This window comes from Candidatus Kaelpia imicola (genome assembly GCA_030765505.1).
GTDB classification, from domain to species: domain Bacteria; phylum Omnitrophota; class Gorgyraeia; order Kaelpiales; family Kaelpiaceae; genus Kaelpia; species Kaelpia imicola.
In genome coordinates this window covers 1-24,199 of record JAVCCL010000010.1, presented here as the reverse complement: position 1 = coordinate 24,199, position 24,199 = coordinate 1, and the positions used below count along the sequence as shown (strand labels likewise).

General features: G+C 37.7%; 24 protein-coding genes. 23 read left to right on the top strand and 1 reads right to left on the bottom strand.

Annotated features, from left to right (window positions below; all coding sequences use genetic code 11):
• The first annotated feature begins 10 nt into the window (after positions 1-10).
• From secD to recJ, 3 genes are read left to right on the top strand one after another with little or no spacing between them, the layout of a single operon-like run.
• On the top strand, positions 11-2,176 hold the full coding sequence (gene secD, locus P9L98_01810; protein MDP8216043.1) for a protein translocase subunit SecD: 2,166 nt from the start codon (positions 11-13) through the stop codon (positions 2,174-2,176).
• Positions 2,173-2,865, top strand: a complete 693-nt coding sequence (locus P9L98_01805) for a PIG-L family deacetylase (protein MDP8216042.1) — start codon at positions 2,173-2,175, stop codon at positions 2,863-2,865. The genes secD and P9L98_01805 overlap by 4 nt, the downstream gene beginning before the upstream one ends.
• Positions 2,862-4,562 (top strand): single-stranded-DNA-specific exonuclease RecJ, encoded by a 1,701-nt coding sequence (recJ, locus tag P9L98_01800; GenBank protein MDP8216041.1) that lies wholly within the window; start codon positions 2,862-2,864, stop codon positions 4,560-4,562. The genes P9L98_01805 and recJ overlap by 4 nt, the downstream gene beginning before the upstream one ends.
• Here recJ and rpmB read toward each other — a convergent pair.
• Entirely contained in the window at positions 4,559-4,786 is a 228-nt protein-coding gene (gene rpmB / locus P9L98_01795; protein MDP8216040.1) for a 50S ribosomal protein L28, read from the bottom strand. The genes recJ and rpmB overlap by 4 nt on opposite strands.
• Positions 4,787-4,846: 60 nt before the next feature.
• Here rpmB and recG point away from each other — a divergent pair, with 60 nt between their 5' ends.
• The 20 genes from recG (at position 4,847) to P9L98_01695 (ending at position 24,095) form a co-directional block, all read left to right on the top strand.
• The gene (gene recG / locus P9L98_01790) at positions 4,847-6,889 is read left to right on the top strand and encodes an ATP-dependent DNA helicase RecG (protein ID MDP8216039.1); all 2,043 of its coding nucleotides are present in this window, start codon (positions 4,847-4,849) and stop codon (positions 6,887-6,889) included.
• A 123-nt stretch (positions 6,890-7,012) separates the two neighbouring features.
• On the top strand, positions 7,013-7,201 hold the full coding sequence (locus P9L98_01785) for a hypothetical protein (protein MDP8216038.1): 189 nt from the start codon (positions 7,013-7,015) through the stop codon (positions 7,199-7,201).
• Between the two features lie 121 nt (positions 7,202-7,322).
• Positions 7,323-8,759: an amidophosphoribosyltransferase gene (locus P9L98_01780; protein ID MDP8216037.1), complete on the top strand. Its 1,437-nt coding sequence runs from the start codon at positions 7,323-7,325 to the stop codon at positions 8,757-8,759.
• 77 nt (positions 8,760-8,836) lie between these two features.
• On the top strand, positions 8,837-9,106 hold the full coding sequence (locus tag P9L98_01775) for an HU family DNA-binding protein (protein ID MDP8216036.1): 270 nt from the start codon (positions 8,837-8,839) through the stop codon (positions 9,104-9,106).
• A 104-nt stretch (positions 9,107-9,210) separates the two neighbouring features.
• Positions 9,211-9,924, top strand: coding sequence for a TrkA C-terminal domain-containing protein (locus P9L98_01770; protein MDP8216035.1), 714 nt, complete (start codon positions 9,211-9,213; stop codon positions 9,922-9,924).
• A 62-nt stretch (positions 9,925-9,986) separates the two neighbouring features.
• Positions 9,987-10,379 (top strand): PilZ domain-containing protein, encoded by a 393-nt coding sequence (locus P9L98_01765; protein ID MDP8216034.1) that lies wholly within the window; start codon positions 9,987-9,989, stop codon positions 10,377-10,379.
• A gap of 83 nt (positions 10,380-10,462) precedes the next feature.
• The gene (locus P9L98_01760) at positions 10,463-11,032 is read left to right on the top strand and encodes a response regulator (protein ID MDP8216033.1); all 570 of its coding nucleotides are present in this window, start codon (positions 10,463-10,465) and stop codon (positions 11,030-11,032) included.
• Positions 11,033-11,048: 16 nt separating this feature from the next.
• The gene (locus P9L98_01755) at positions 11,049-11,423 is read left to right on the top strand and encodes a response regulator (protein ID MDP8216032.1); all 375 of its coding nucleotides are present in this window, start codon (positions 11,049-11,051) and stop codon (positions 11,421-11,423) included.
• A gap of 96 nt (positions 11,424-11,519) precedes the next feature.
• Positions 11,520-12,131: a hypothetical protein gene (locus tag P9L98_01750; GenBank protein ID MDP8216031.1), complete on the top strand. Its 612-nt coding sequence runs from the start codon at positions 11,520-11,522 to the stop codon at positions 12,129-12,131.
• A 70-nt stretch (positions 12,132-12,201) separates the two neighbouring features.
• A complete protein-coding gene (locus tag P9L98_01745; GenBank protein ID MDP8216030.1) occupies positions 12,202-13,557 on the top strand; it encodes an MATE family efflux transporter in 1,356 nt (451 codons plus the stop codon).
• A gap of 118 nt (positions 13,558-13,675) precedes the next feature.
• The gene (gene gpmA, locus P9L98_01740; protein ID MDP8216029.1) at positions 13,676-14,422 is read left to right on the top strand and encodes a 2,3-diphosphoglycerate-dependent phosphoglycerate mutase; all 747 of its coding nucleotides are present in this window, start codon (positions 13,676-13,678) and stop codon (positions 14,420-14,422) included.
• A gap of 189 nt (positions 14,423-14,611) precedes the next feature.
• The gene (locus P9L98_01735; protein MDP8216028.1) at positions 14,612-15,877 is read left to right on the top strand and encodes an NAD(P)/FAD-dependent oxidoreductase; all 1,266 of its coding nucleotides are present in this window, start codon (positions 14,612-14,614) and stop codon (positions 15,875-15,877) included.
• On the top strand, positions 15,870-16,451 hold the full coding sequence (locus tag P9L98_01730) for a Maf family protein (GenBank protein ID MDP8216027.1): 582 nt from the start codon (positions 15,870-15,872) through the stop codon (positions 16,449-16,451). The genes P9L98_01735 and P9L98_01730 overlap by 8 nt, the downstream gene beginning before the upstream one ends.
• Positions 16,452-16,527: 76 nt before the next feature.
• Positions 16,528-17,163 carry a class I SAM-dependent methyltransferase gene (locus P9L98_01725; GenBank protein ID MDP8216026.1) on the top strand — a complete coding sequence of 212 codons (636 nt, stop codon included), beginning with the start codon at positions 16,528-16,530 and terminating at the stop codon, positions 17,161-17,163.
• Positions 17,164-17,331: 168 nt separating this feature from the next.
• Positions 17,332-18,678 carry a hypothetical protein gene (locus P9L98_01720; GenBank protein ID MDP8216025.1) on the top strand — a complete coding sequence of 449 codons (1,347 nt, stop codon included), beginning with the start codon at positions 17,332-17,334 and terminating at the stop codon, positions 18,676-18,678.
• Positions 18,679-18,680: 2 nt separating this feature from the next.
• Positions 18,681-18,968, top strand: a complete 288-nt coding sequence (locus tag P9L98_01715) for a GIY-YIG nuclease family protein (GenBank protein MDP8216024.1) — start codon at positions 18,681-18,683, stop codon at positions 18,966-18,968.
• 365 nt (positions 18,969-19,333) lie between these two features.
• Positions 19,334-21,178, top strand: a complete 1,845-nt coding sequence (locus tag P9L98_01710; protein MDP8216023.1) for an amino acid permease — start codon at positions 19,334-19,336, stop codon at positions 21,176-21,178.
• 11 nt (positions 21,179-21,189) lie between these two features.
• On the top strand, positions 21,190-21,744 hold the full coding sequence (locus tag P9L98_01705; GenBank protein MDP8216022.1) for a carbonate dehydratase: 555 nt from the start codon (positions 21,190-21,192) through the stop codon (positions 21,742-21,744).
• Positions 21,734-22,897, top strand: coding sequence for a 4Fe-4S binding protein (locus P9L98_01700; GenBank protein MDP8216021.1), 1,164 nt, complete (start codon positions 21,734-21,736; stop codon positions 22,895-22,897). Before P9L98_01705 ends, P9L98_01700 begins: the two co-directional genes overlap by 11 nt.
• 247 nt (positions 22,898-23,144) lie before the next feature.
• A complete protein-coding gene (locus tag P9L98_01695; protein ID MDP8216020.1) occupies positions 23,145-24,095 on the top strand; it encodes a hypothetical protein in 951 nt (316 codons plus the stop codon).
• Positions 24,096-24,199: the final 104 nt, after the last annotated feature.

The window sequence follows — 24,199 nt, the reverse complement described above, 5'->3', positions numbered from 1 at the left end:
GGAGGATGGCATGAGGAATGTTTTTTGGAAGATATTGTTGATTCTGGCTATTGTCGGTTTCTCTATTGCCAGTCTCTATCCGCTTCAGGAGAAGATTAACCTTGGGTTGGACTTAAAAGGTGGAATGCATCTTGTTTTAAGAGTCGAGACTGAGAAGATTCTTGAGGAGGCAAGAGAGGGAGCTGTTGATAGAGCGCTTGAGATATTAAGGAATAGAATTGATCAATTCGGGGTTAAAGAGCCTGTATTACAGAAGCAAGGCAAGAATAAGATACTGATTCAGCTGCCGGGTATAGCCGATAGAGATAGAGCGGTTAATCTTATCGGTCAGACTGCAATTTTAGAGTTTAAGCTTGTGAGTTCCGATACTGAGCTTGTAAGGAGGGCTTTATCAGGTAATATTCCCATAGGTTATGAGGTCAGGTATCTCAACGAGAAGCTTCTGTTGTTATATAGCAATGCGGTTTTAATGGGTGAACACCTTGTGGATGCAGAGGTAAGGTTTGATCAGTCACGGTTTAATCAGCCTATTGTGGGTCTTAAGTTTGATGCTGAGGGTGCCCGTAAATTTGCCAGGATTACAGCTGATAATACAGGTAAGAGACTTGCAATACTGTTGGATGGGAAGATAAAGTCAGCCCCTGTTATAAAAGAGAGAATACCTTCCGGTGAGGCTGTTATAAGCGGCAGGTTTGGTTTACAGGAAGCAAGAGATCTGGCAATAGTCTTAAAGGCCGGCTCTCTCCCAGCTCCTCTCGTTATTGAAGAGGAGAGAACTGTCGGGCCTCTCATGGGCAAAGATTCCATAGTTAAAGGTTTTAAGGCTATAGCGATAGGCGGTTCTGCAGTTGCGTTATTTATGCTCCTCTACTATCTAATTGCAGGTATTGTTGCCTTAATTGCTCTTATATTGAATATGGTTATAATATTCGGTGCTCTAGGTTATTTTGGCGCTACACTTACTCTGCCTGGGATCGCAGGTATTGTTCTTACTATAGGCATGGCAGTAGATGCCAATGTTTTAATCTATGAAAGGATAAGAGAAGAGTTAAGGTTGGGTAAACCTCTCTCTGCATCTATTCAATCCGGTTATCAGAAGGCTTTTGTTACCATCTTAGATGCTAACCTGACTACTCTTATAGCTGCCCTGATACTATTTCAATTTGGTACCGGTCCGATCCGTGGTTTTGCAACTACCTTAAGTATAGGTATAGCAGCCAGCATGTTTACCGCACTCTTTGTAACCAGAGTTATATTTGATTGTTTGACCTATTATGGTTTGAAGAGATTACCAATGCTTACTTTCTTTTCGGCGACTCCTAAGTTAAAATTAATATCGAAGCGGCATCTTGCTTACTTTCTCTCTCTGGTTTTTATAGTTGTAGGTTTCTTCTCTTTTTATAACAGAGGGGAGAAGAATTTCGGCATCGATTTTACAGGTGGAATTCTTCAGGAGTATGAATTTAAGAATGAAGTTTCAACGAATGATATAAGAACTGCTTTGTCCGAGATAGGGCTGGGAGACTCTCTTATTCAGCGTGTCAAGAATACAGAGAGGTTTATAATCCGTACTTATTCTGGTGTTACCGAAGATGTAATTTCGAAATTAAGAGATGTCTTTGGAAAGGATGATACTATAATCTTAAGGACAGAGAATGTCGGTGCTATAGTGGGGGAGGATTTAAGAAAAAAAGCGATATCAGCTATAACCTTTGCTCTTATTGCGATGTGTATCTATATAACTATAAGGTTTAAATTTAAATTTGCAATTGCAGCAATCATAGCATTGATGCATGATGTATTGATATGTGTCGGAGCTATGAGCCTCTTCCAGCGTGAATTCTCTCTGCCTGTTATTGCAGCACTGCTTACCATCGTCGGTTATTCTATCAATGATACTATTGTTGTCTTCGCCAGAATAAGAGAGAACATGCATTTTCAAAAGAAGATGAAGTTTTCAAAGCTTGTCAATCTTTCAATCAATCAAACCCTGAGCCGTACATTTCTAACTTCTTTTACCACTCTTCTTACGGTCTTATCCCTCTTTCTTTTTGGAGGAGAGATTATAAACCCATTCTCGTTTGTATTGCTTGTGGGTGTAATAGTGGGAACCTACTCTTCTGTCTTTATTGCATCTCCTGTGGTAGTAGATTGGATGAGGGGTAAAAAGAGTTGATAGACTCTATTCCCAGGCACAAAAAGATATTAATATTCTCTCCTCATCCCGATGATGAGGTTGTGGGTATGGGGGTAACAATCTGTAAGATTGCCCAAAGGGGAAATATATTTAAGATTGCTTACCTTACAAACGGAGAGAGAGGGGTATTCTCCAATATTCCTAATTACAAGAAGAAAAAAATAAGAACTAAAGAGGCTGTTAAATCTATGGCTGTTTTAGGCGTAAAAGAGAAGGATCTTGTATTTTTAAACTTACCTTTTTACGCCAATCGAATTCCAGACTCAGAAGATACAGAGATTATTTATAATCTATTGACTACATTTATGCCGGATATTATCTTTGTTGCTACGGACAGAGATCCTAATTCTACCCATATTATGGGGGCGCAGATAATAGATGAGGCTCTGGTGCAGTACAGTATAAGGACTATAATATATTGCTATAAGAGTGTTTGGGAGAGCTTCAATAAAAGGGATGTTAATTTCTTTGTTGGGTTTGATGATCACCTGATGGAGCTTAAGGCGCTATCCTTAAGGGAGCATTGCTCCCAGTCAGGGAACCCCGATTTTAATAGTCAGGAGAGCTCTCTCGTCCAGAGAGTTCTGGATAGAGATATGAAGCTTGCCGGCAGTTTAGGGCTTAAAACGAAATATGCCGAAGGTTTTCTGCGTACCGAGTCGTTATGAGCAAGGTTTGGCATCTCCGTGATTTTGATTCCAAAAAAGCTGAGGTTCTTAGTGCTAACCTTAGTATCTCTCTTGCTCTTTCCCGTCTTCTTTTAAATAGAGGTATATCTGAAATAGTTGAAGCCGAAAGGTTTCTCTTCCATACTCTCTATGATCTCTATGACCCTTATCTGCTTAAGGATATGGGTTTAGCGGTAGCTAGAATAAAGAGGGCGATAGTTAAAGGAGAGAGGGTTATGGTGTTGGGAGATTATGATGTTGACGGTATAACTTCACTAGCTCTGTTGTATGAATTCTTCAGGATAAACAGTCTTGAGCCTATTCCATATCTTCCACACAGGATAGATGAAGGTTATGGTATCAGCGACTCTGCAGTCAGTGCGGCGATTAGTTCTAAAATAGATCTGTTTATATCTGTTGATTGCGGTATTACCGCAATAGGTAAGATAGAGAGACTTAAAAATTCCGGTATAGATGTCATCGTAATAGACCACCATAGGCCTAAAGGAGACCTTCACCCTCCTGCAGATGCGATAATAGACCCTTGGCAGAGGGATTGCAATTATCCTGATAGAGATCTTGCAGCGGTTGGGCTTGTATTTAAGGTGTTAGAGGCTATTTTAGGTATAGAGGATAAGAGGCTTTTAGGTTTTCTGGATCTTGTATGTCTAGGTACCGTTGCTGATGTTGCATCATTAAAAGGGGAGAACAGGATACTTGTTAAGGAGGGGCTTAAAATTTTAGCGAAGACAGAGAGAGTGGGTTTAGAAAAACTCTTCAATATAGCCTCTTTAAAGAAGGAGAAGGTAAGTGTTAAAAATATATCTTTTGTCTTAGGTCCTAGACTCAATGCTGCAGGAAGAGTTGATTCGGCTGAAGATGCATTCAAGCTTTTAATGTCAAAGGATAGGACTGAGGCAGAGGCTCTGGCTTCTAAGCTTGAAGAGTCTAATAGAAAGCGCAGAGAGATAGAGGCTGACATCCTTAAGGAGTCTTTAAGGGCTGTTGAACGAGAGATTGATTTTTCAAGGGATAATATTGTTATAGTAAAGGGTAGAGATTGGCATCCTGGAGTCTTAGGAATTGTTGCTTCAAAGTTAGCAGATAAGTATTATAGGCCTTCAATAGTTTTCTCAGAGTCTGATATGCTTCTTAAGGGCTCAGGGCGTTCTATTCCCGATTTTAATATCTTTAAAGCTGTAGCGTTATGTACCGATATTCTGGAAGAGTTTGGCGGTCATGCCGCAGCCTGTGGAATATCCTTAAAGAGAGAGAATTGGGATAATTTTAAAGATAGAATGTCTGATCTCACTCTGGAAGCCTTTAAAGATGTCTCTCTGGTTCCTAAAATTGAGCTGGATGGGGAATTGGATTTTGGTCGAATAGATGATAGTTTTTTTAAAGATTTAAAGTTGCTTGAACCTTTTGGAACTGAGAATCCTGAACCCCTCTTTTTGACTTCTTCAGTTAAAGTTGTTTCTAATGTCAGGCCTCTGGCGCGCAATTTCTATAAGTTTTTGGTTAAGAAGGGTGATTTTTCCCAGCAGGTTCTTTACAAGGATAGAGATGGCGATAATTTACCCAAAGTAGGAGAGTTAATAGATATTGCCTATATACCTTCAATTGGCGTCTGGGAAGGAGTCAAGAGTGTTACGCTTTTTCTGGAAGATTTTAGATTGTCTAAAGGTGGTGCTTAAGCTTTTTTAATCTTTCCTTTTGAGATGCAAGATGTACAGATTTTTATAGTCTCTATTTTTCCATCTACTTTAACTTTTACATTCTGCAGGTTAGGCAAGAATCGTCTCTTTGATATTCCAGTGGTCTTTTTTCCGACACCACCTTTTTTTTTGGCCATACCACGCCTCTTTATTGTGCGCCCGGCGGTTGGTCCTTTACCACACATTTGACATACTCTGCTCATAATTATTTTCTCCTTGCTTGTAAAAAACAGTTTTAAATATTATCATATTTGTTAAGTAAAATGCAAGAAGTAAATAATCTATTCAATGATATTCGCTATATTAAAGGGGTTGGTCCCAAGAGAGCTCTTGATTTTAACCGTATAGGTGTTAGCAGTTTGCGGGATCTTTTCTATCTTTTTCCGAGAAGGTATGAAGATAGGCGTATAATCAAAAAGATATCGGAGCTTAAACCAGGAGATAGAGCAGCAATTAGAGGAGAGGTACGGCTTACCCATCTTAGGCGCTCCAGGAGAAATAGACCTATATACGAAGCTGTTGTTGATGACGGTAGTTCAAGCATTCATGTTAGCTGGTTTAATCAGCCTTACCTCAAGAATGTAGTTAAAAAAGGTTCTGATATTATTCTTTACGGTAAGGTTAACTTTTATAGAGGATTAAGAATGAACTCTCCTGATTATGAGATATTGACTTCAGGAGATCCGGACATGGGTATTGTTGCAGTATATCCTCTTTCCGGAAGATTGACTCAGAAGTTTATACGGAAACTGGTTCGCGATCAATTAGAGAGATATAGAGGTAAAATAAAAGAGTTTATGCCTGATTTTATAATCAAGAACTACTCGATTATAAGCAGGGTTGATGCTTTGATCAATCTCCATCTTCCGCAGAATATCGACACTATAGAGAAGGCCAGATATAGATTGGCATTCGAAGATATATTCATGATACAGCTTGCAATAGGTATGAAAAGAGTTAAAAGAAAATTTTTGAAGCAAGGTATCAGCCATAACTTTACTCCCGATACAATGTTGGATTTTAAGAATGTTCTACCGTTTGATTTGACTGAAGCTCAGGAGAGAGTTTTAAGGAGGATTGAGAAAGATATGCTCTCTCAATCTTCTATGAATAGATTGCTTCAGGGAGAGGTTGGAACAGGTAAGACTGTTGTAGCAGCTTATGCTTCTCTGCTTGGGGCATCAGGAGGCTATCAGACAGCTATTATGGTTCCTACCGAGATTTTAGCCCAGCAGCAGTATATTAGAATATTGGAGTTTCTCTCTCCTTTTAATATTGAGACAGGTTTACTTGTAGGCGGTCTTAAGAAAGATAGCAATAGAGAGATAAAGAGAGATATTGCGGTGGGTGAGATATCTGTTGTTGTCGGAACTCATGCTCTTTTGCAAGAAGATGTTAAATTCAACAATCTCGGCCTTGTCATAGTGGATGAACAGCATAAATTTGGAGTCCAGCAGCGCAGAATATTGAAGAAGAAAGGCTCTACTCCGGATTATTTGACAATGACGGCAACGCCTATACCTAGAACGTTGGCTTTGACTATATTTGGAGATATGGACATATCAACGATAAGAGAGACTCCTTTCGGGGAGAGGAAGATAAATACTTACTGGGTTGGTACTGAGAGAAGGAGGTATGTCTATGGTTTTTTAAAAGAGTTGGTCGATAGCGGTGCTCAGGGTTTTATGGTCTGCCCAAGAATAGAAGACTCAGAGGATGAGTTAAGAAATGTTGAAGAGGTTTACAGAGAGCTGAAATCTTTTCTGGGTCCGGATAGGGTAGCGCTTTTACATGGCAAGATGGACGGAGAGGATAAGAAGAGAATAGTTGATGAGTTTAAAAAAGGCGAGATATCCGTCTTGGTTAGTACTGTTGTTATTGAGGCTGGCATTGATGTCCCGGATGCTTCAATTATCATAATAGAAGATGCAGATCGATTCGGTCTGTCACAGCTCCATCAATTAAGAGGCAGGGTTGGCCGAGCTTCTCAAAACGCTTACTGCATATTATTAGCTGATCCTAAAACAGATGAAGCTCGCAGGAGGCTTAATGCTATGGTGAATATAGAGGATGGTTTCAGGATATCGGAAGAGGATCTCAAGATCAGGGGTAGTGGTGAAATTTTAGGTATTAGACAGCATGGGTTTATATCTACCGAGTCTCTTCAGCTTGCTTATCAGAATCTAGACCTTCTGGAGAGCATCAAAGGTGAGGCTTTTGAGCTTCTTGAGAGAGACCCGTTCTTAGAAGATTCGGCGAATAGACCTTTAGCTGAGGAACTAAGGTCCAGGTTTAGATTTCTTTAAGTATTACGTTGACGATACTTTATGTAATTACTTTTTAAAAATATTAACGATGTTTGTATTTAAGTTAAGAATATGGTATAATTATACTAAGATGAAGAGGTTAAATAAAATAGAGGCAGAGCTATGAAGTATGTTAACTACTGGTATGTAACTGAATATTTAAAGAGTCGAATCAAGAGTATCTCTCACTGTAACCAGGGAAGAGAATCCCGGGAAGAGGTTATTCTGAGAATGATTAGAGATTGGGATCTTCCTTCAAGTGAAGCAGAGAAGATAAGGCTGTTTTTGGCTGATCCGGATTGTATGAATTAAGTCAAAAATCCATTTTTTTCAAATTTCCCAAAATTTTTATGGATATTCATTCCATCTGCTGTATAATGCTGGAGTATTAGGTATGGTAGTTCTTATTTAATTTAAAAGATCGGGGGATGGAATGAGCGGAATCTTTGGTGTTATTTCAAAAAAAGATTGTTCTCAGGATTTGGTTTACGGAGTGGACTACCATTCGCATCTGGGGGCAGAGTATGGCGGTATTGCTATTTCGGGAGAAGACGGTTTTTTCCGTAGAATCCATAGTATAAGCCAGAGCCAGTTTAAATCTAAATTTTATGATGAGATAGAAAGTGTCAAAGGAGATAGGGGTCTGGGTGTAGTAAGCGATTCTGATGAGCAGCCGATCTTTCAAAACTCCAAATTAGGTTCTTTCTGCATAGTTACCAACGGTAATCTTGTCAATGCCCAATCTCTGGCTGATGGAATGTTTGAAGACGGTATTACATTAAGCGAGGTTACGAAGGGCGGCATAAACATGACAGAATTAGTTGCCAAGCTTATTGCAAGAGAGAGCTGCTTTGTTTCCGGAATTGAAAAATTATTTGAGCTGATCGACGGGGCTTGCTCTCTTCTTATTGTAAATGAGGACGGTATCTATGCTGCGAGAGATAGGCTGGGTTATTCTCCATTGGTAGTCGGGAAGAAGGATTCTTCCTGGGCTGTGACGACTGAGACTACGGCATTTCACAATCTTGGCTTTGAGATCGTTAAGTATCTTGAGCCTGGAGAGATAGTCTTGATCAACAGGAGTGGGTTGACTTTAAAATCAGAGCCGAGAGATGATATGCAGATATGCTCTTTTCTTTGGATATATACGGGTTTTCCTGCCTCAAATTACGAAGGTATAAATGTTGAAGTTGCCAGAGAGCGCAGCGGTCGTCTTTTAGCTCAGAGAGACAAAGATTTAAAGCCCGATCTTGTCTGCGGCGTTCCTGATTCCGGTACTGCTCATGCAATTGGTTATGCTATGGAGTCTAAAGTTTCTTTCCGCCGCCCGCTTGTTAAGTATACCCCCGGTTATGGCAGGTCCTATACTCCTTCCAATCAATCTATGAGAGATATTATAGCCACGATGAAGCTTATTCCTATCCGTGATATTGTTGAGGGTAATAAGATAGTTCTCTGTGAGGATTCTATTGTCAGGGGTACTCAGCTTAAAAATTTTGCGATAACGAAGCTCTGGAATTCAGGTGCTTCTGAGATCCATGTCAGGGTGGCATCTCCTCCGCTTATGTTCCCTTGTAAATATAATATCTCAACCCGGACTACAAAAGAGTTGGTAGCCAGGCGTGCTATAAAAGATATAGAGGGTAAGGATATAGATGATCTGACTGAGTATCTTGATTCTGAGACAGATAAACATAGGAAGATGGTTGATTGGGTGAGAGAGGATACAGGAGTCAGCAGTTTACGTTATCAAGCTATGGAGGACATGGTTAAAGCAATAGGGTTGCCCAAAGAGAAGCTCTGTCTGCAGTGTTGGACTGGGTGCTCTAAGTTGCCCTGCAAGAAAAATGGTAATTCTATTTCTGTTTGATAATAGAACTATTGACTTTAACCGCTATAAGTCATAAAATGTTTTCCTAATCCTACGAAGATAAAGGAGGTGTAAGGATGAATAAGGGTGATTTGGTGGAAGCAGTATCCAAAGTAACTTGTACAAAAAAAGCAGCTTCTCAGGCTGTAGATGTTGTCTTGGATAGCATCGTTGCTGCTTTAAAGAGAGGTGACTCTATTTCAATCGCAGGTTTTGGAACTTTTAAGGTTTCTCAGAGAAAAGCGAGAATAGGTAGAAATCCTAGAACAGGCGAGACTATTCAGATAGCTGCAAGAAAAGCACCTGTATTTAAAGCAGGAGCTGGCTTGAAGAACGCTCTAAAATAGAGTTGATTTAATTCGGGGTAGATATTTTTTCTACCCCGTTTTTATATTCCTTCCATTTTGTTTTATATCCAGATATAATATTTTTGTTAACTAAGGGAGGACTTATGAATCTATTATTGTTTTTTGTTATTCTGGTTATATCCTTCATAGCTGTTAGAATTGGAGCTATTGCCTTTGAGCTTACCGGAGTTGACTGGTCGCTTGCAAAGTTTCAGGCACTCTCCTGTTTTACCGGGACAGGTTTTACAACCAGAGAGTCTGAGCTTATTACTGCTAATTCACAGAGACGGCGTATTGCTTCGGTTCTTATGGTGCTTGGCAATGCCGGGCTAGTCTCTCTTATAGCTACTTTTGCCAACTCTTTGAGATCGGATGTTCTGGAGTTTAATATTCCTTTCATAGGTTCAGTTGTGCCTTATCAAGTATTACCCCTTCTGAATGTGGCAATTATAGTCTCCGTACTTTATTTTGGCTATAAAATCTTTAATAAGACAAATATTTCCCGCAAATTGACCAGGGCAATCAGAACAAGAATAATAAATAGAGATATGGTTAAGCGTATATCGTTTGAAGAGCTGGTCATATCAACTGGCGGATATGGTATATCCAGTATAAAGATATGCGATAGTAGTCCTGTGATAGATAAGACTTTGCAGGAATCTAATCTTAGAAGTTGGGATATAACCGTGCTTGCAATAGAGAGAAACAGAGAGACGATACCAAATCCTCAGGCTAGCATGAAGATAATGCAGGATGATACCCTGATATGTTTCGGTAAGCTTGAAAATATAAGGTCAAAACTTTGTGAGGTTGATTAATATTTTTTTATTGTAAAAATTAGCTCCGGATTTATAATGTTGATTGGAGGTTGAAATTCAATATGGAGTCAGATTCTTTAGGGATTGAAAGAAGAAGACATGAGAGATTTAAGGTAAGTTTTACCGCAGTATGTACAACTCAGGAGCTTTTTAAGTCTAGAACCGTTGTTGAGCCCAGAGATATTGTTGTTAAAATGTTCGATATAAGCGAAGGCGGAGCAGGATTTATATCGGACTACGATTTTTCTCCTAGGACCAGTATCGAGACAAAATTTACCTTGGTTAATCTGGGGGCGAGAGAGACTGAACGCTATAGTCCTGTAAGTATCATGGGTGAGGTTTGCTATAATCTTCCTTTTAGAGAAGACCTGCATAGGTTCGGTATATCATTTAGAAGTATTGCACCGCAAGAGAGGCGGGCAGTATTCTCTTTCATAAATGCGCGTTCAGGTTGATGGTATCCCTGATTGAGTTATTTTTTCTTGCCATTGCCCTAGTTAAGAGTTAGAATAGTTATAATATATTTTTTAATTATATTATGAATAGAGAAGTATTTTCAACATATCAGGCTGCACGTGTCTGCAATGCTCACCATACGACAGTTATAAATTGGGTCAAGGAGGGTATACTTAAAGCTTATACAACCCCTGGCGGACATAGAAGAGTTAAAAAAGAAGATTTGATTGAATTTATGCAGAGGTATGAGATACCCATCCCTGATTTAATGCATAGGAAGTTTAAGCAGATTCTCGTGGTAGACGATGACCCTGAGGCGTTAGAGGAATATAAAGATGCTTTAAGCGGCTCTGGGTTTGAACTGGGTTTTGCAGCCGGCGGTTTTGAGGCCGGCATGAAGATGTATCGTCAGAGACCGAATTTAATTCTTCTTGATTTTAAGATGCCAGGATTGGATGGTTTTCAAGTTTGCGATATATTACACAGGGATGAAGAGACCCAAGGTATACCTATTATTGCTGTTACGGTGCTTTCTTCAAAGGCTGAGATTGAAAGGATCAAAGATTGCGGAGTTAAGGGGTATTTTTCAAAACCGATTGATATGGATAGGTTGATTAAAACTATTAAGGATGTCTTAGGCATTAAAGTCTAAGTTTTGATAGAGAGAGATGAGCAAGGTAATGGTAATAGACGATGACAGGGAGTTCTTAGATGAAATCTCCAAGATGTTGCAACTGAGCGGCTATGAAACTATAGCTATCTCTGAAAGCAGGAAGGCTCTTAAAAAGATCCAATCGCTAAAACCGGATGTAATCTTACTTGATTTAAGAATGGATGGGGTAAGCGGTTTTAAGATAGCGGATACGCTAAGTAAGAACAGTAAGCTAAAAAATATTCCTATCGTCGGTATTACCGGTTACTATACTGAAAAAGAGCATAAGACCTATATGACAATCTGCGGTATCGCTGAATGTCTGATAAAGCCTTTCAATCCTTTAGATGTGATAGCAGCCATTGAGAGTGCTGTTAAACTTAGAAAGTAACCCTCTCTTCTCTAATATCTATTCTGTACTATTGACAGCTTAAAGTATTTTAATAATAATGAAATAGAAATTAATAAGATTTATAGTGCTAAAGTTATGTTTGAACTTATTATTAGAGAACTAAAAGAGCATGCACCTTTTACTGCTTTAGGTGCAGTGTCGGGTGTTATTCTTATGGTTCTCTTCTCCGGGATATCCAGAGAGGTATCTTATAATATCTTTTATCTCTTACATCCTTTACATGTGCTTTTCAGTGCCTTAGTTACTGCCTCAATGTATAGACTCTATAAGTGTAAAACTCATAAGATAAGATGTAATATTTTTGTTCTTCTCGTTATAGGTTATTTTGGTTCTATAGGTATTGCCACAATAAGTGACTCCATAATTCCCTATATAAGTGAGATTTGGCTTAATATGCCTCACAGGCATATCCATATCGGATTTATTGAGAAGTGGTATCTAGTGAATCCTCTGGCTATTATAGGTATAGCGATAGCATATTTCAGAACTTCAACAAAGATACCTCATTACAGCCATGTTCTTTTAAGCACATGGGCATCTCTATTTCACATTATGATGGCCAAAGGAGACTCTTCTTATGCTCTTGGCTATATAGTTGTATTTATATTCTTGTTTCTTGCTGTCTGGCTTCCTTGTTGTATTAGCGATATAGTATTTCCACTCCTATTTGTGAAAGAGAAAAAATAATATCTTCAACAATTTAAAGAAAATTAATTTTAAATTAATCCTTAGTTGACATCTTTTTAATTATTTAATCATGAATCGTGCACAAGAGATGGGCCAGAGGTCAATAGCATATCTTCTGCTTAAGTTCTCTCTACCTTCAATATTTAGTCTAGTTCTCCACTCTTTATATATTATAGTTGATAGAATATTTATAGGGCGCGGGATAGGTCCACTTGCCTTAGCAGGCGTAACTATTGCTTTTCCTGTACTCCATATAGTCTTTGCTCTATCTATATTTTGTGCTAGCGGTTCATCTGCTCTAATATCAATATATCTGGGTCAAAAGGATAAAAAGAGAGCAGAGGATATTTTTGGTAATACTCTTGTTATTATAACGTTTCTTGGTTTCTTAACCTCTTTTTTGGGACTTATGTTTAAAGACCGAATATTGGATTTTTTCTCTGTTGGTCCCGAGACATTTTTATATGCACGTGAATACTTAAGCATATTCATAAGCGGAGCGGTATTCTTTTTCTATGGTTTTACTTTAACATTTATTATAAGAGCAGAGGGTAATCCAATATATGCAACATTGATGATTGTCTTTGGAACGCTTTTAAATATTCTGCTCGATTATTTATTTATATTTGTTTTTTCAATGGGTATCTCAGGTGCTGCTCTTGCAACAATAATATCAGAGGCTGCTGTTGCATTGATGGGAATTTTTTATGTTATGAGAAAGAGAGGACTCTTACATATTCGCAGGAGTCATCTGCGCCTAAATCTGGTTAATTTCAAAAAGATATCTGTTTTGGGTCTATCACCTGCTTTAGCCAATATCGCAGGCAGTATTCAGATTGCTTTTTTAAATAAGAGGCTCATTCTCCATGGCGGTGAGATTGCTATCGCTGCTTTGGGTGTTGTTTTCTCTATAGGCTCGATTGTCAGGATGCTCTCTTTTGGTATAGCGGCCGGGATACAGCCTATCGTTGGTTATAATTATGGGGCTAAACTATATAAGCGTGTTAGAGACACATTTTTTTATGCTTCTTTAAGCGGATTTCTGATTACACTCTTAATAGTTCTGGCTATCTGGTTCTTTGTAAGGCCTATCTCCGGGCTATTCTCAAAAAGTGATAGTGAGCTTATTGGATTGAGCAGTCATGCTCTTAGGGTATTTTTGGTTATGAGTCCTTTTGCGACTATCCACATTTTAGGTACGCGATTCTTCCAGTCTATCGGTAAAGGAGGTTATGCTGTATTCCTTGGGTTGTTAAGGCAGATGGTTATTTTTATTCCTGTTCTTTTTGTTCTTTCGCATCTATATAGCTTAGAAGGTGTCTGGCTCAGCGGTCCTGCTACCGATATAATAGCTCTTCTTATAACGGGTACTTTGATTATAAGAGAGTTTAGAAAGATCAAGTACTCTGTTTTATCCGGTATATAGGTTTTAATACTAAAGATAGATTGTTTTTTTGATTTAATTAATGGTTGCTGTAATTATAATATTTCATATAATGTATTGAGTTAATTAGATAATATTTTAAAAAAGGAGATTATTAGAGATGAAGAAGCTTATACTCTTAAGGCATGGAGAGAGCATCTGGAATAAAGATAACAGGTTTACAGGCTGGACAGACGTTGACTTATCAGAGAATGGTATTCAGGAGGCAGAGAGGGCGGGGGAGATTTTAAAGAAGGAAGGCTATAGTTTCGATATTGCATTTACCTCTGTCTTAAAACGGGCTATTAAGACACTCTGGATAGTACTGGATAAGATGGATTTAACCTGGGTTAAGGTTGAGCGTTCCTGGAGGTTAAATGAGAGGCATTACGGAGCTTTGCAGGGTTTAAACAAGAAAGAGACTGCTGCGAAGTTTGGAGAAGAGCAGGTTCATATCTGGAGAAGAAGTTATGATGCTCCGCCTCCCGCTCTCGAGAAGACGGATCCAAGGTATCCCGGCAATGAGGTTAAATATAAAGATTTAACAGAAGATGAACTTCCTCTTACGGAGTGTTTAAAGAACACAGTAGATAGGTTCCTGCCTTATTGGCATAATGAGATAGTGTCTGTCTTAAGAGAGAGAGATACTATCATGATTGCTGCCCATGGAAATAGCTTGCGAGCTTTAGTTAAGTATTTGGATAATATCTCAGATGAAGAGATCCCGAAATTGAATATTCCAACCGGTATACCTCTTATCTATGAACTAGATGACGGGCTAAAACCGTTAAAGCATTACTATCTCGGTGATGAGGAAGAGGTCAAAAAAGCTATGCAGAGTGTAGCCAATCAGGGCAAATCCAAATAGCAGCTTTAATGCTCAGCTTTGCTTAAAGAAAAACTAAAAAAGCATCTCCCTTTTACTGCGGCTTAAGTCTTTAACCTGTTCTTTTGGGCGCCTGATAGATTAAAAGTATTTGTTGTTTCTGGACAGAATTCATATTAATACTTATCATATGTAAAGGTACTATCTTAGAAGAATAGAGGAGATATTATTTTGTATAGTTACGATATAGCTGTTATCGGTGGTGGAGCAGCTGGTTCTATAGCCGCTATAACTGCCGCTTTATCCGGTAAGAACATCGTTTTGGTTGAAAGGAATAGCTCTATTGGCCATAAGATCCTACTTAGCGGTAAGAAGCGGTGTAATATTACCAACTCTGCCGATATCGATAGTTTTATCGAGGTATTTGGTAAGCAGGGCCGTTTCTTGAGGCAATCATTCAACTCTTTCTTTAACGATGATTTAATCTATTTTTTCAAAAACAGAGGACTCAAAATGAAGGTTGAAAGGCAGGGACGTGTCTTTCCTGTTACTGATAGATCATCTTCGGTTGTAGAAGTATTAGAGAGAGCTATCTTAGAGAGTAAGAATATAAAAACTCTCTTCAATGCACCTCTTAAGAGCATAAACAGGGAGAGTGATTTTTTTAGCTTAGGTTTGAAAAATAATAAGAGTGTCTATGCTAAGAAGGTAATTGTTGCAACAGGAGGGGCCTCTTATAAGATGACAGGTTCTCTTGGAGATGGTTTTGATTTTGCTAAAAAACTGGGCCATACCATAATACCTTTAAAACCCGGGCTTGTACCGCTTAAGACAGAAGAGATTTGGGTTAAGAGATTGCAGGGGTTATCACTCAAGAATATCAGGGTTATATTCAGCTTTGATAAGATTAAGGAGAGTAAAAAGAGGAAGAAGATAGTCTCTCCTGTTGGAGAGATAATCTTTACGCATTTTGGAGTCTCTGGTCCTCTGATACTGGATTTGAGTGCAGATGTTGTCTCTTTACTTCAAAAGTATGATCAGATCGATATGTTAGTTGACCTCAAGCCGGGATTGAGTAATGAGAGACTTGAAAAAAGACTCTTAAAAGAGATTGAGTCTAAAAGTAAGATGAAGATTAAAAATGTTATCCGCAGTCTATTACCCAGGAGGATGGCCTCTGTCTTTCTCTATATCTCAGGTATATCTGAGGATAAAAAAGTGAATACTTTAAGTCGAGGAGAGAGGCAGAGGATAATCCAGCTTTTAAAAGGTCTGCCTTTAACAGTTACAGGCTCTCTGGCTATTGATAGTGCAATGGTGACCAATGGCGGGGTATCTATAAAAGAGATTAATCCCAGAACTATGGAGTCAAAGATTGCTCCGGGTCTTTATTTTGCGGGTGAGATTATAGATGGCTGTGCCAAAAGCGGAGGCTATAATCTCCAGCAGGCTTTCTCGACAGGTTATATTGCCGGAAGGAGCGCGGGGGATGGTTAAAATTATTTTGGCTTCAGAATCAAAAGCGAGAAAGGAGCTTTTAAGACAGGTAGGACTATATTTTAGTGTCGTAGTACCAGCTGTTAAAGAAGAGAGGGCATTAAAATCAAAGCCCGAAGATCTTGTTATCTCTAATGCATTGAAGAAAGCAGAGGATGTTGCCTCTAAGTTTAAGTCTGGAATAGTCATCGCTGCGGATACAGTTGTCTTATCCGGTGATAAAATAATAGGTAAGCCAGCCAATATTGCTCAAGCCCGTCTTATGCTTAAAGAGATATCCCGAAAATCTTACTGGGTATATAGCGGTTTGGCTGTAATCAATCTCTGCGGTGGATCGAAAGAGGTAGGCTATGAGAAGACAGAGATCTTTATGCATCAACTGTCTGATCAGGATATAGCAGGTTATTTTAAGAAGGTTGATCCGCTGGATAAAGCAGGGGCATTTGATATCCAGGGTTTGGGTGCAGTTTTTATTGAGCGTATTGAGGGTTGTTTCTATAATGTAGTCGGTTTACCGCTTGCCAGGTTAATGAAAATGCTTAAAAAAATGGGAGTCTCCCTTTCAGCTCAATAGGCCTGTTTTACTCTTTTAGCCTCTGTTGTTATAATATTCATCATGAAAAACACTTTTGCAATAACCGGTAGCTACAATGCATAAAGAGAAGAGAGATTTCGATAAAGAGGCTGCTTTTTGGGATGATAATCCGGTACGTTTAAAACTTAGAGATGATCTCTTTGATGTTTTATCAAGCCATATTGTGCTGCGGTCTGATATGGATATCCTTGATTTTGGGTGCGGCACCGGTCTCTTTACCCTTAAACTGCAGCCTTTTGTGCGTTCTATAGTGGGGGTTGATAGCTCAGAAGGCATGCTCAACGTTTTAAATAGCAAGATTGAGCGAGAAGGTATAAAAAATACGAAAACACTCTGCTTTGATATTGAGGCTGAAGGTATCTTAAGAGGAGAGTATGATCTAATAGTAACTAATATGACGCTTCACCATATAGAAGATGTAGGCTCTCTTCTTGTAAAGTTTTATCGATTACTAAAAAGCCCAGGTTATCTCTGCATCTCAGATTTAGATAAAGAGGATGGTAGGTACCATAATAATCAGGATGGACTTTTTCATTATGGATTTGATAGAGAGAATTTGAAGGGACTTTTAAAAGAAGTGAGTTTTTGTGATGTTTACGATACTACAGCAGCTAAAGTAGTAAAGCCTGACGATAGAGGAAAGATGGGAAAGTTTAGTCTGTTTCTGATAATTGCTAAAAAGGTTCAATGATTACTCAAAATACTATTTGTTTAAATGTTTACTCTTATAGGCATTGTATGGAAAAGTTGTAATATTACTTAAAGCGATAAATTGAGATATAATAAAAATAACATTCAGAGAGCTTTATACAGCTTCTTTTGTATATTTACAGTTCTTTTTGTTGTTATAGTTTTTTGTTTGATAGAGAAGCGAAGCTATAATGGTTCTATCTCAGAGATTATTAAAATCTATGATTCTATTCAGAGAATTGACAAACTGTTTTTAAATAGATTAATTTTTGAGATAGCCGACGATCAGCCGATATTAGGAGGGGAGAGCGTTAAATTCTTTCTTCGGGGTTCTGATGGCAACCTATGGTTGTTTAAACAGGGAGAATCAGGGAAGGCTTTGACTGCTGCCAAATTGGCCTATATTTTTGGGATAGATAGCCCTGAAATTTTTCGTCTCTCCCTGGTTATAAATGGTAGAAATATCAATGGCTCTATTCAAAGATTTATTGAAGCCGATAGAAGCATTGATTTGGTGGACCCATTAATCATGAGGCAGAAGCAAGAAGAGATAATAAAATTACACATTTTCCATTGGTTAATAGATAAGAGAGAAGATGCATTCTATCATCTGATTTTAGATAAAAAAGGGGATATTTATTCTATAGACCTTAAGTATGTTTTGAAGTATTTTAACCGATCATATCCTTCACCTTGCAGTCTTGAGGAGAAGTTTTTTTATCGAAAGGAGATACCTAAATATGAGGTTTTTACTCGCTTCTGGGATGAATATTTAAAGTCTTTCGACGATTGGAAATTACAGATTCCTTTTGATTTTATATGTTATGTTGAAGATTTTGACTCTGATTATATATCTTTTCTATTGAGTGAAAATAATATAGAATCTCTCAACATTAAAAGATTCATAGAGTTAAAAAAGAACATATCAGTTGAATTTAAGAGTTTCTTATCGTTTCTTCGTCAGAGAACAGGGGTAGATGTTAGTTTTGATTGCAACACTAAAAAGTATGCTTTAAGTCAGTTAAATAGATTCAGGGCTGATTTAAGAGAAAAGAGAGAGAGGCTGAATATTATGCCAGAGAGAGAACAGCAGCCTCTCAACATCGTTACATCCTTCTTCTTAAAAGATGGATTAAGGCAAGTAACTTATAATGAAGCATTAAATATAGTCAGGTTAAAAAGAGTAGAAGCTCCCAATATCTATGAGCTATTAGGCTTGTATTTATTGGAGGCAGGCATTCTGAATAGATTGCAGCAGGGATTTAATGGAGAGAAAATGTTTGACAATGAGGATTGCGTGGTCTCTGCAAGCCTCAAAAATCTGTCTTTGAGTTCTTTGGATAATGAGATATCTCTGCTAATCCCTGTCGATAGCTCTTTTTTATTGGCATTACATTATGCTATAAAAGGAGATTTCTCCAGGGCCTTAGAATATTTAAGAGAATCAGAGCCCAATGATAGGGAGAGGGAGTTGCTGATTGGCTATATTGATAAAAACAGATCAGAAGCTATTTAACTATGCGGGGTAAAATAAAACGCAGAGATAGCTTCTACGTCTATATCCTGGAGTGTAAAGATAAAACTTATTATACCGGCTATACAAATAATATTGAAGCGCGTATAAAGCTGCATAATAGCGGTAAAGGGGCTAAATATACAAAAGATAGAAGACCGGTCAAATTAACCTGGGTTAAGAAGTATAAATATTTTAAAAGAGCATTCATGAAAGAGTTAGAGATAAAGAGGATGAGTAGAAAGAAAAAAGAAGAGCTTGTGAATTCTTATCTAAAAATTAGTGTTGGATAAAATGTAAAAACTAATAAATGAAAATACAGTATTACCTATATAAATTATCAAAAAGTTTTTACTATTAAAATAGGTGACTGTATTAATAACAGTTGTTTTATTGCTAGGGTAGAGGCGATATTAAAACATCTGCCAACAGATCTTTTATATGGGTTTTACAATATATAAAAATTTCTTTTTTTAGCTGGCTGCCCCATGAAATTTATCAAATTCCACGATTTAAGAGGTAAGGCGGCTAAGTAATACATTAAACTTGTTTCGGTGTAGCCTTTTGAGCTTCTGCCTGTGTTCAAAGCCCCTTTCCCTAAATAACTTGCGATATTTGACAAGATATAATATAGTGATAAAAAAGAGGTGGATTAAAAATGGAAAAGGAGTTAAAAAAAGAGCTCACTCTTTTAAATGTTTTCTGTGTAGCAACTGGGGCAATGATTAGTTCAGGGTTATTTATTCTGCCTGGATTAGCTTTTGCTTTGGCAGGCCCTGCAGTCATTATATCTTACATAATAGCAGGAATTTTTTGCCTTCCTGCACTTTTAAGCATGGCAGAATTAACCACAGCCATGCCTAAGGCTGGAGGAGACTATTTTTATATCATGAGAGGATTTGGCCCTCTCCTGGGGACCCTTGCCGGTTTCAGTACCTGGTTCTCTTTGAGTTTAAAGGGAGCATTTGCTTTAGTAGGTATGGGTGCTTATTTAAGTATAATAACTCCCTTATCTATAAATGTTATTGCTTTTTGGTTATGCGTGTTTTTTATTGCTTTAAATCTGATGGGGGTAAAAGAGGCTGGGAGATTTCAGGTATTTTTAGTCTTAGGACTCCTATGTATACTACTTAGCTATGTTTTTTGGGGTGTAAAAACAGTTAACCCCGTGAATTTTTCGCCATTCTTTTCTAAAGGGATAGGTTCTATATTTGCTACAGCTAGTTTTGTTTTTATCTCTTATGGTGGTTTAACTAAGGTAGCTGCTTTAGCTGAAGAGACAAAGAACCCGGGTAGAAATTTGCCCTTAGGTATGATTCTTTCTCTTGTTGTAACTTCTATTTTTTATGTTTTAGTTATCTTTGTAACTATAGGGGTTTTAAATCCTGAAGGTTTAGAAGGAACCCTTACTCCAATTTCAGACGGGGCAGCAGTTTTTGGCGGAGATGTTTTGAAAATTGTTATAAGCATAGGGGCGTTTTTGGCTTTTATCTCTACTGCTAATGCAGGAATTATGACTGCCTCAAGATATCCTTTAGGTATGAGTAGAGATAAGCTTTTACCAGCTGTTTTTCAAAAAATAAGCTTTAAATTCAACACACCTTATATCTCTATTTTCTTTACTGGTGCTTTTATGGTTTTTGCTATTTTGTTTTTCAGGTTGGAATTGCTGGTTAAAGTTGCCTCAAGCATATTAATTTTGCTTTATATCTTAGCTAATCTAACCGTGATTTTATTTAGGGAGAGTAAAATTTTAAGCTATAGGCCGAAATTTCATTCTCCTTTCTATCCCTACTTGCAGATCTTAGGAATATTAGGGGGAGGGTTTCTTCTAATTGAGATGGGATCGTTTATTGCATTTCTAACTACAGTGTTTTTTCTATTAGGATTTATCTGGTATAAAATCTATGCCCAGAAAAGAGCAGCGCAGGACTCTGCTTTGATTTATGTTTTGGAAAAGCTGACAGTTAAGGATAAAGAGCTATCTTCAGATAATCTTCTTACAGAGCTTAAGGATATTGTTGTTCAAAGGGAGGGTATTATTGGACAAAAATTCTATAATCTTGTTGAGGAAAGCATGTTTTTGGATATAGAGGGGTCTTTAAAGTTAGGAGATTTTTTTAAAGAAGTTTCGCTTGGTTTAGGCAAAAGTCTAAACTTGAATTCCGAAGAGCTTTTCAATAAGTTTATAGAGAGGGAAAAGGAATCAAGTACAGTAATAGCAAAAGGATTAGCCATTCCTCATATTTTTGTTAGCGGTAATGACGTTAACAGATTGGTTCTGGTTCGAGCGCGAGCAGGAATTATTTTTCCCAAAGATCAGTTAGTTCATACTGCCTTTATTCTTGTAAGTTCTTCTGGCGAGCGCGTTTTACATTTAAAGTTTTTGGCGGCTATCGCTACGATTGTCCAAAGTCAGGATTTTGAAAAGAAATGGCTTGAGGCAAAAGGCGAGGAAGAATTAAAACACGTTATCTTTTTGGCTGAGAGGAAGAGGGGTTAAAATTAATTAAGATGCGAAATCCTCAAGGCGATTATCCACAAATAGATAAGAGTGCTTACATTGATCCTACAGCAGTAATAATCGGTAAGGTAAGCATAGGTAGGCATCTCTTCGTTGGTCCGGGGGCAGTTATCAGAGCAGATGAACCGGGAAGTTCAATAATCATTAAAGATAACTGTAATATTCAGGATAGGGTAATAATTCACGCCCTAGAAAATACCTCAGTTTTAATAGAAGAAAGCGTCTCTTTAACCCATGGCTGCATAATTCATGGCCCTTGCAAGATTAGCAAAAGGTGTTTTATTGGGTTCGGCTCGGTTATTTTTGATTCTGAACTTGATCAAGATGTAGTTATTAAACATTTGGTAGTAGTGGATGGAGTTAATATTCCGGCAGGGAGAGTAGTAGAGAATGGTAAGGTAATAAGGAGCGAAGAAGATGTAAAGAGGTTAAAATATGCAGATAAAGAAATAAAAGATTTTGTAACGAAAGTTGTTGAAACCAATTTGGATTTAACCAAGAGATATAAAAGATTAAAAACTGAAGGAGGAGTAAATGATTATTAGTTCTTGGTTCTCACAAATTTCTTTTAAACAACGAATTTGGTTGTTTTTAACCTTAATAGGGATATTTGTAATTATAGCTCTTGGAATTTTGATGGATTCACCGGGCGAGTTAAAAGAAGCAAATAATTTTAATATTAACATGTCTATTCGAGATATTGCTCCTAAGCTTGGAATTACAGGTAAGGGTCTTGCCAGGGAGCTTGAGCTATCGCTCGACGTTTCTAAAGAAAAACCAGTTCGAATGTTGGGTATAATACGTGAAGAACTTGATCATGCCGCTGAGCATATTCTCTCTCACCGTGATTCCATCCTCAAATATTATGTTTATGCCGCATTGTTTATATGGGGATTTGTATTTCTTGTAAAGCTTGGACGTCCCGATGGTTCGAACATTGAGAATCGCCGTCATTGGTACCCTTGTACTCCACATATTATCTCTCTCCTGCTTTCTGTAGCAGTAGCTGGATTTCTTCTTGGCAAATCGCCTAACCCAATGGAGAGTATCGTGAAGGTATTTAAGTCTATGGTGGGGATCTATCCTGATCCAGTGGTCAAAATAATTGCCTTTAGTTTTTTCATCGTACTTGCTGTTATTGGAAATAAGATTATCTGTGGCTGGGCGTGCCCTTTCGGCGCTTTACAAGAGCTTGTTTACAATATGCCAATTTTTCAAAAAGTTAAAAAGAAGAAGCTTCCATTTATATTCACAAACACAATCCGTGTATCTCTTTTTATTATTGTGCTTATTTTCCTGTTTGGAATTATCGGAGGACGCAGAGGGTTTGTAATTTATCATTATCTCAACCCTTTTAATCTATTTAATCTTGATTTCGAGACATTCAGTATCTTGCTGACAGTTGTTATTGCTTTATTGGTATCACTTATTATCTATCGTCCATTCTGTCAGCTAATCTGTCCTTTTGGCCTTGTTTCTTGGGTGGCTGAGCGGTTTAGTATTTTTCATGTTCAGATTGACAAAGAGAAGTGTACCCAATGCGGTGCCTGCATAAGAGCATGTCCCCTGGAAGCTGCAGAAGGGAGAGTTAACGGCAAAAAATCACCAGCAGATTGTTTTAGTTGTGCTCGTTGTTTGAATGTTTGTCCGGTTGATGCTATTCAGTATATATCTTTTTTGAAGAAAATCATGAAATAGTCTCTTAATCTAACCATATTTATCTGGTTAGAATCAGTAAAGTTGTAAAGAAAATCTATATCTGAACATTTAGTTGATCAATAGGCACAGTAATAGATATTCTAATTGGATAAATATTTTGAGTAGTGTAACATATTTTGTGTTAATTATGGTAATTTTTGAATAACAATGTATAATGATTCAAATTGGTAACACTTGAAGCAAAACTTAAAAAAAATGAAATTTTTATATAAGAGATAAAAAAATTATGGATATAGGAATACTCAAAGAAAATGGAACAAAGAATTTTGAGAGAAGAGTAATTCTTTTACCTAAAGAGGTTAATAGATTAGTAGAAGCAGGTCATCGGGTGTTTGTAGAGAAAGGCCTGGGGAATGGTATATACGTGAGTGATGATGAATATAGGCAGGCCGGAGCGAAAGTAGTCCTTGATCGTAAGACAATTTTTAATAAATCCATTGTGGTTAAACTCAAACCGCCTTTAGTTCAAGAATTTAAATTACTTCACAATAATCTTTTGTTCTCTATGCTTCATGCCGAGCAAAACCCGCATTATATTAAGGCGTTGAAGGAGAGAAATGCTAAGGCTATTGCCATGGAGATGATCCGTAATAGGGCCGGTGAACGTCTTATCCGCTGTTCGGATATGTCCGGTGAACAGGGAATGATCATGGCTTTTCATCTTGCAGAAAAAACCCCTTCTGATTGTCATGTTTTAGTTTTAGGCTACGGTTCTGTTGCTTCCGGTGCTTTGAAAGTAGCCTTTGGTTTAGGCGCTAAGGTCAAAATTTTGAGAAAACAAGAATATGCTTATATAAAACAATTTGTTAAAGGAAAAGATATTGTAGTTAATGGTATCCAGTGGCCCAAAGGAAAGAGGGATAAAAAAAAGTATCTCATTACTAAAGAGATGTTTTCACTTCTTAATAAAGGTGCGGTAATTTTAGATCTTGCTGTAGATTATCCCAACCCTATTGAACCGTGCCATCCCTCGGCGCACAATGATCCAGTTTATACTGTTAATGGAGTACGATGTATTAGTATATATGGTTATCCGAAATTAGCTCCCATATCAAGTTCACAAGTATATTCAAAGCAAGTTTTACCTATTTTGTTAAAAATTGCATCAGTATCTTTAAAAAAACTTCCTAAATCCATTCGGGATGCTATTGTTGATCCTGAAAATTATACTTTGTGATATGGAAAAAGCGCTTTTGATTATTGGTGAAAAAAAAGTCTCAAAAGGGCATTCACTCAGCCCTTCTTGCAATGCGTTTATTAGACATATCAATAGGTCTACAG

Excerpts from the sequence above, each read along its gene's own strand:
- P9L98_01750 (MDP8216031.1), top strand. The coding sequence starts at position 11,520 with ATGTTTGAACTTATTATTAGAGAACTAAAAGAGCATGCACCTTTTACT.
- rpmB (MDP8216040.1), bottom strand. The coding sequence starts at position 4,786 with ATGAGCAGAGTATGTCAAATGTGTGGTAAAGGACCAACCGCCGGGCGC.
- P9L98_01730 (MDP8216027.1), top strand. The coding sequence starts at position 15,870 with ATGGTTAAAATTATTTTGGCTTCAGAATCAAAAGCGAGAAAGGAGCTT.
- P9L98_01745 (MDP8216030.1), top strand. The coding sequence starts at position 12,202 with ATGAATCGTGCACAAGAGATGGGCCAGAGGTCAATAGCATATCTTCTG.
- P9L98_01785 (MDP8216038.1), top strand. The coding sequence starts at position 7,013 with ATGAAGTATGTTAACTACTGGTATGTAACTGAATATTTAAAGAGTCGA.
- P9L98_01710 (MDP8216023.1), top strand. The coding sequence starts at position 19,334 with ATGGAAAAGGAGTTAAAAAAAGAGCTCACTCTTTTAAATGTTTTCTGT.
- P9L98_01770 (MDP8216035.1), top strand. The coding sequence starts at position 9,211 with ATGAATCTATTATTGTTTTTTGTTATTCTGGTTATATCCTTCATAGCT.
- P9L98_01695 (MDP8216020.1), top strand. The coding sequence starts at position 23,145 with ATGGATATAGGAATACTCAAAGAAAATGGAACAAAGAATTTTGAGAGA.
- P9L98_01765 (MDP8216034.1), top strand. The coding sequence starts at position 9,987 with ATGGAGTCAGATTCTTTAGGGATTGAAAGAAGAAGACATGAGAGATTT.
- P9L98_01700 (MDP8216021.1), top strand. The coding sequence starts at position 21,734 with ATGATTATTAGTTCTTGGTTCTCACAAATTTCTTTTAAACAACGAATT.
- P9L98_01725 (MDP8216026.1), top strand. The coding sequence starts at position 16,528 with ATGCATAAAGAGAAGAGAGATTTCGATAAAGAGGCTGCTTTTTGGGAT.
- recJ (MDP8216041.1), top strand. The coding sequence starts at position 2,862 with ATGAGCAAGGTTTGGCATCTCCGTGATTTTGATTCCAAAAAAGCTGAG.
- P9L98_01705 (MDP8216022.1), top strand. The coding sequence starts at position 21,190 with ATGCGAAATCCTCAAGGCGATTATCCACAAATAGATAAGAGTGCTTAC.
- P9L98_01775 (MDP8216036.1), top strand. The coding sequence starts at position 8,837 with ATGAATAAGGGTGATTTGGTGGAAGCAGTATCCAAAGTAACTTGTACA.
- P9L98_01760 (MDP8216033.1), top strand. The coding sequence starts at position 10,463 with ATGAATAGAGAAGTATTTTCAACATATCAGGCTGCACGTGTCTGCAAT.
- gpmA (MDP8216029.1), top strand. The coding sequence starts at position 13,676 with ATGAAGAAGCTTATACTCTTAAGGCATGGAGAGAGCATCTGGAATAAA.
- P9L98_01715 (MDP8216024.1), top strand. The coding sequence starts at position 18,681 with ATGCGGGGTAAAATAAAACGCAGAGATAGCTTCTACGTCTATATCCTG.
- secD (MDP8216043.1), top strand. The coding sequence starts at position 11 with ATGAGGAATGTTTTTTGGAAGATATTGTTGATTCTGGCTATTGTCGGT.
- recG (MDP8216039.1), top strand. The coding sequence starts at position 4,847 with ATGCAAGAAGTAAATAATCTATTCAATGATATTCGCTATATTAAAGGG.
- P9L98_01755 (MDP8216032.1), top strand. The coding sequence starts at position 11,049 with ATGAGCAAGGTAATGGTAATAGACGATGACAGGGAGTTCTTAGATGAA.
- P9L98_01780 (MDP8216037.1), top strand. The coding sequence starts at position 7,323 with ATGAGCGGAATCTTTGGTGTTATTTCAAAAAAAGATTGTTCTCAGGAT.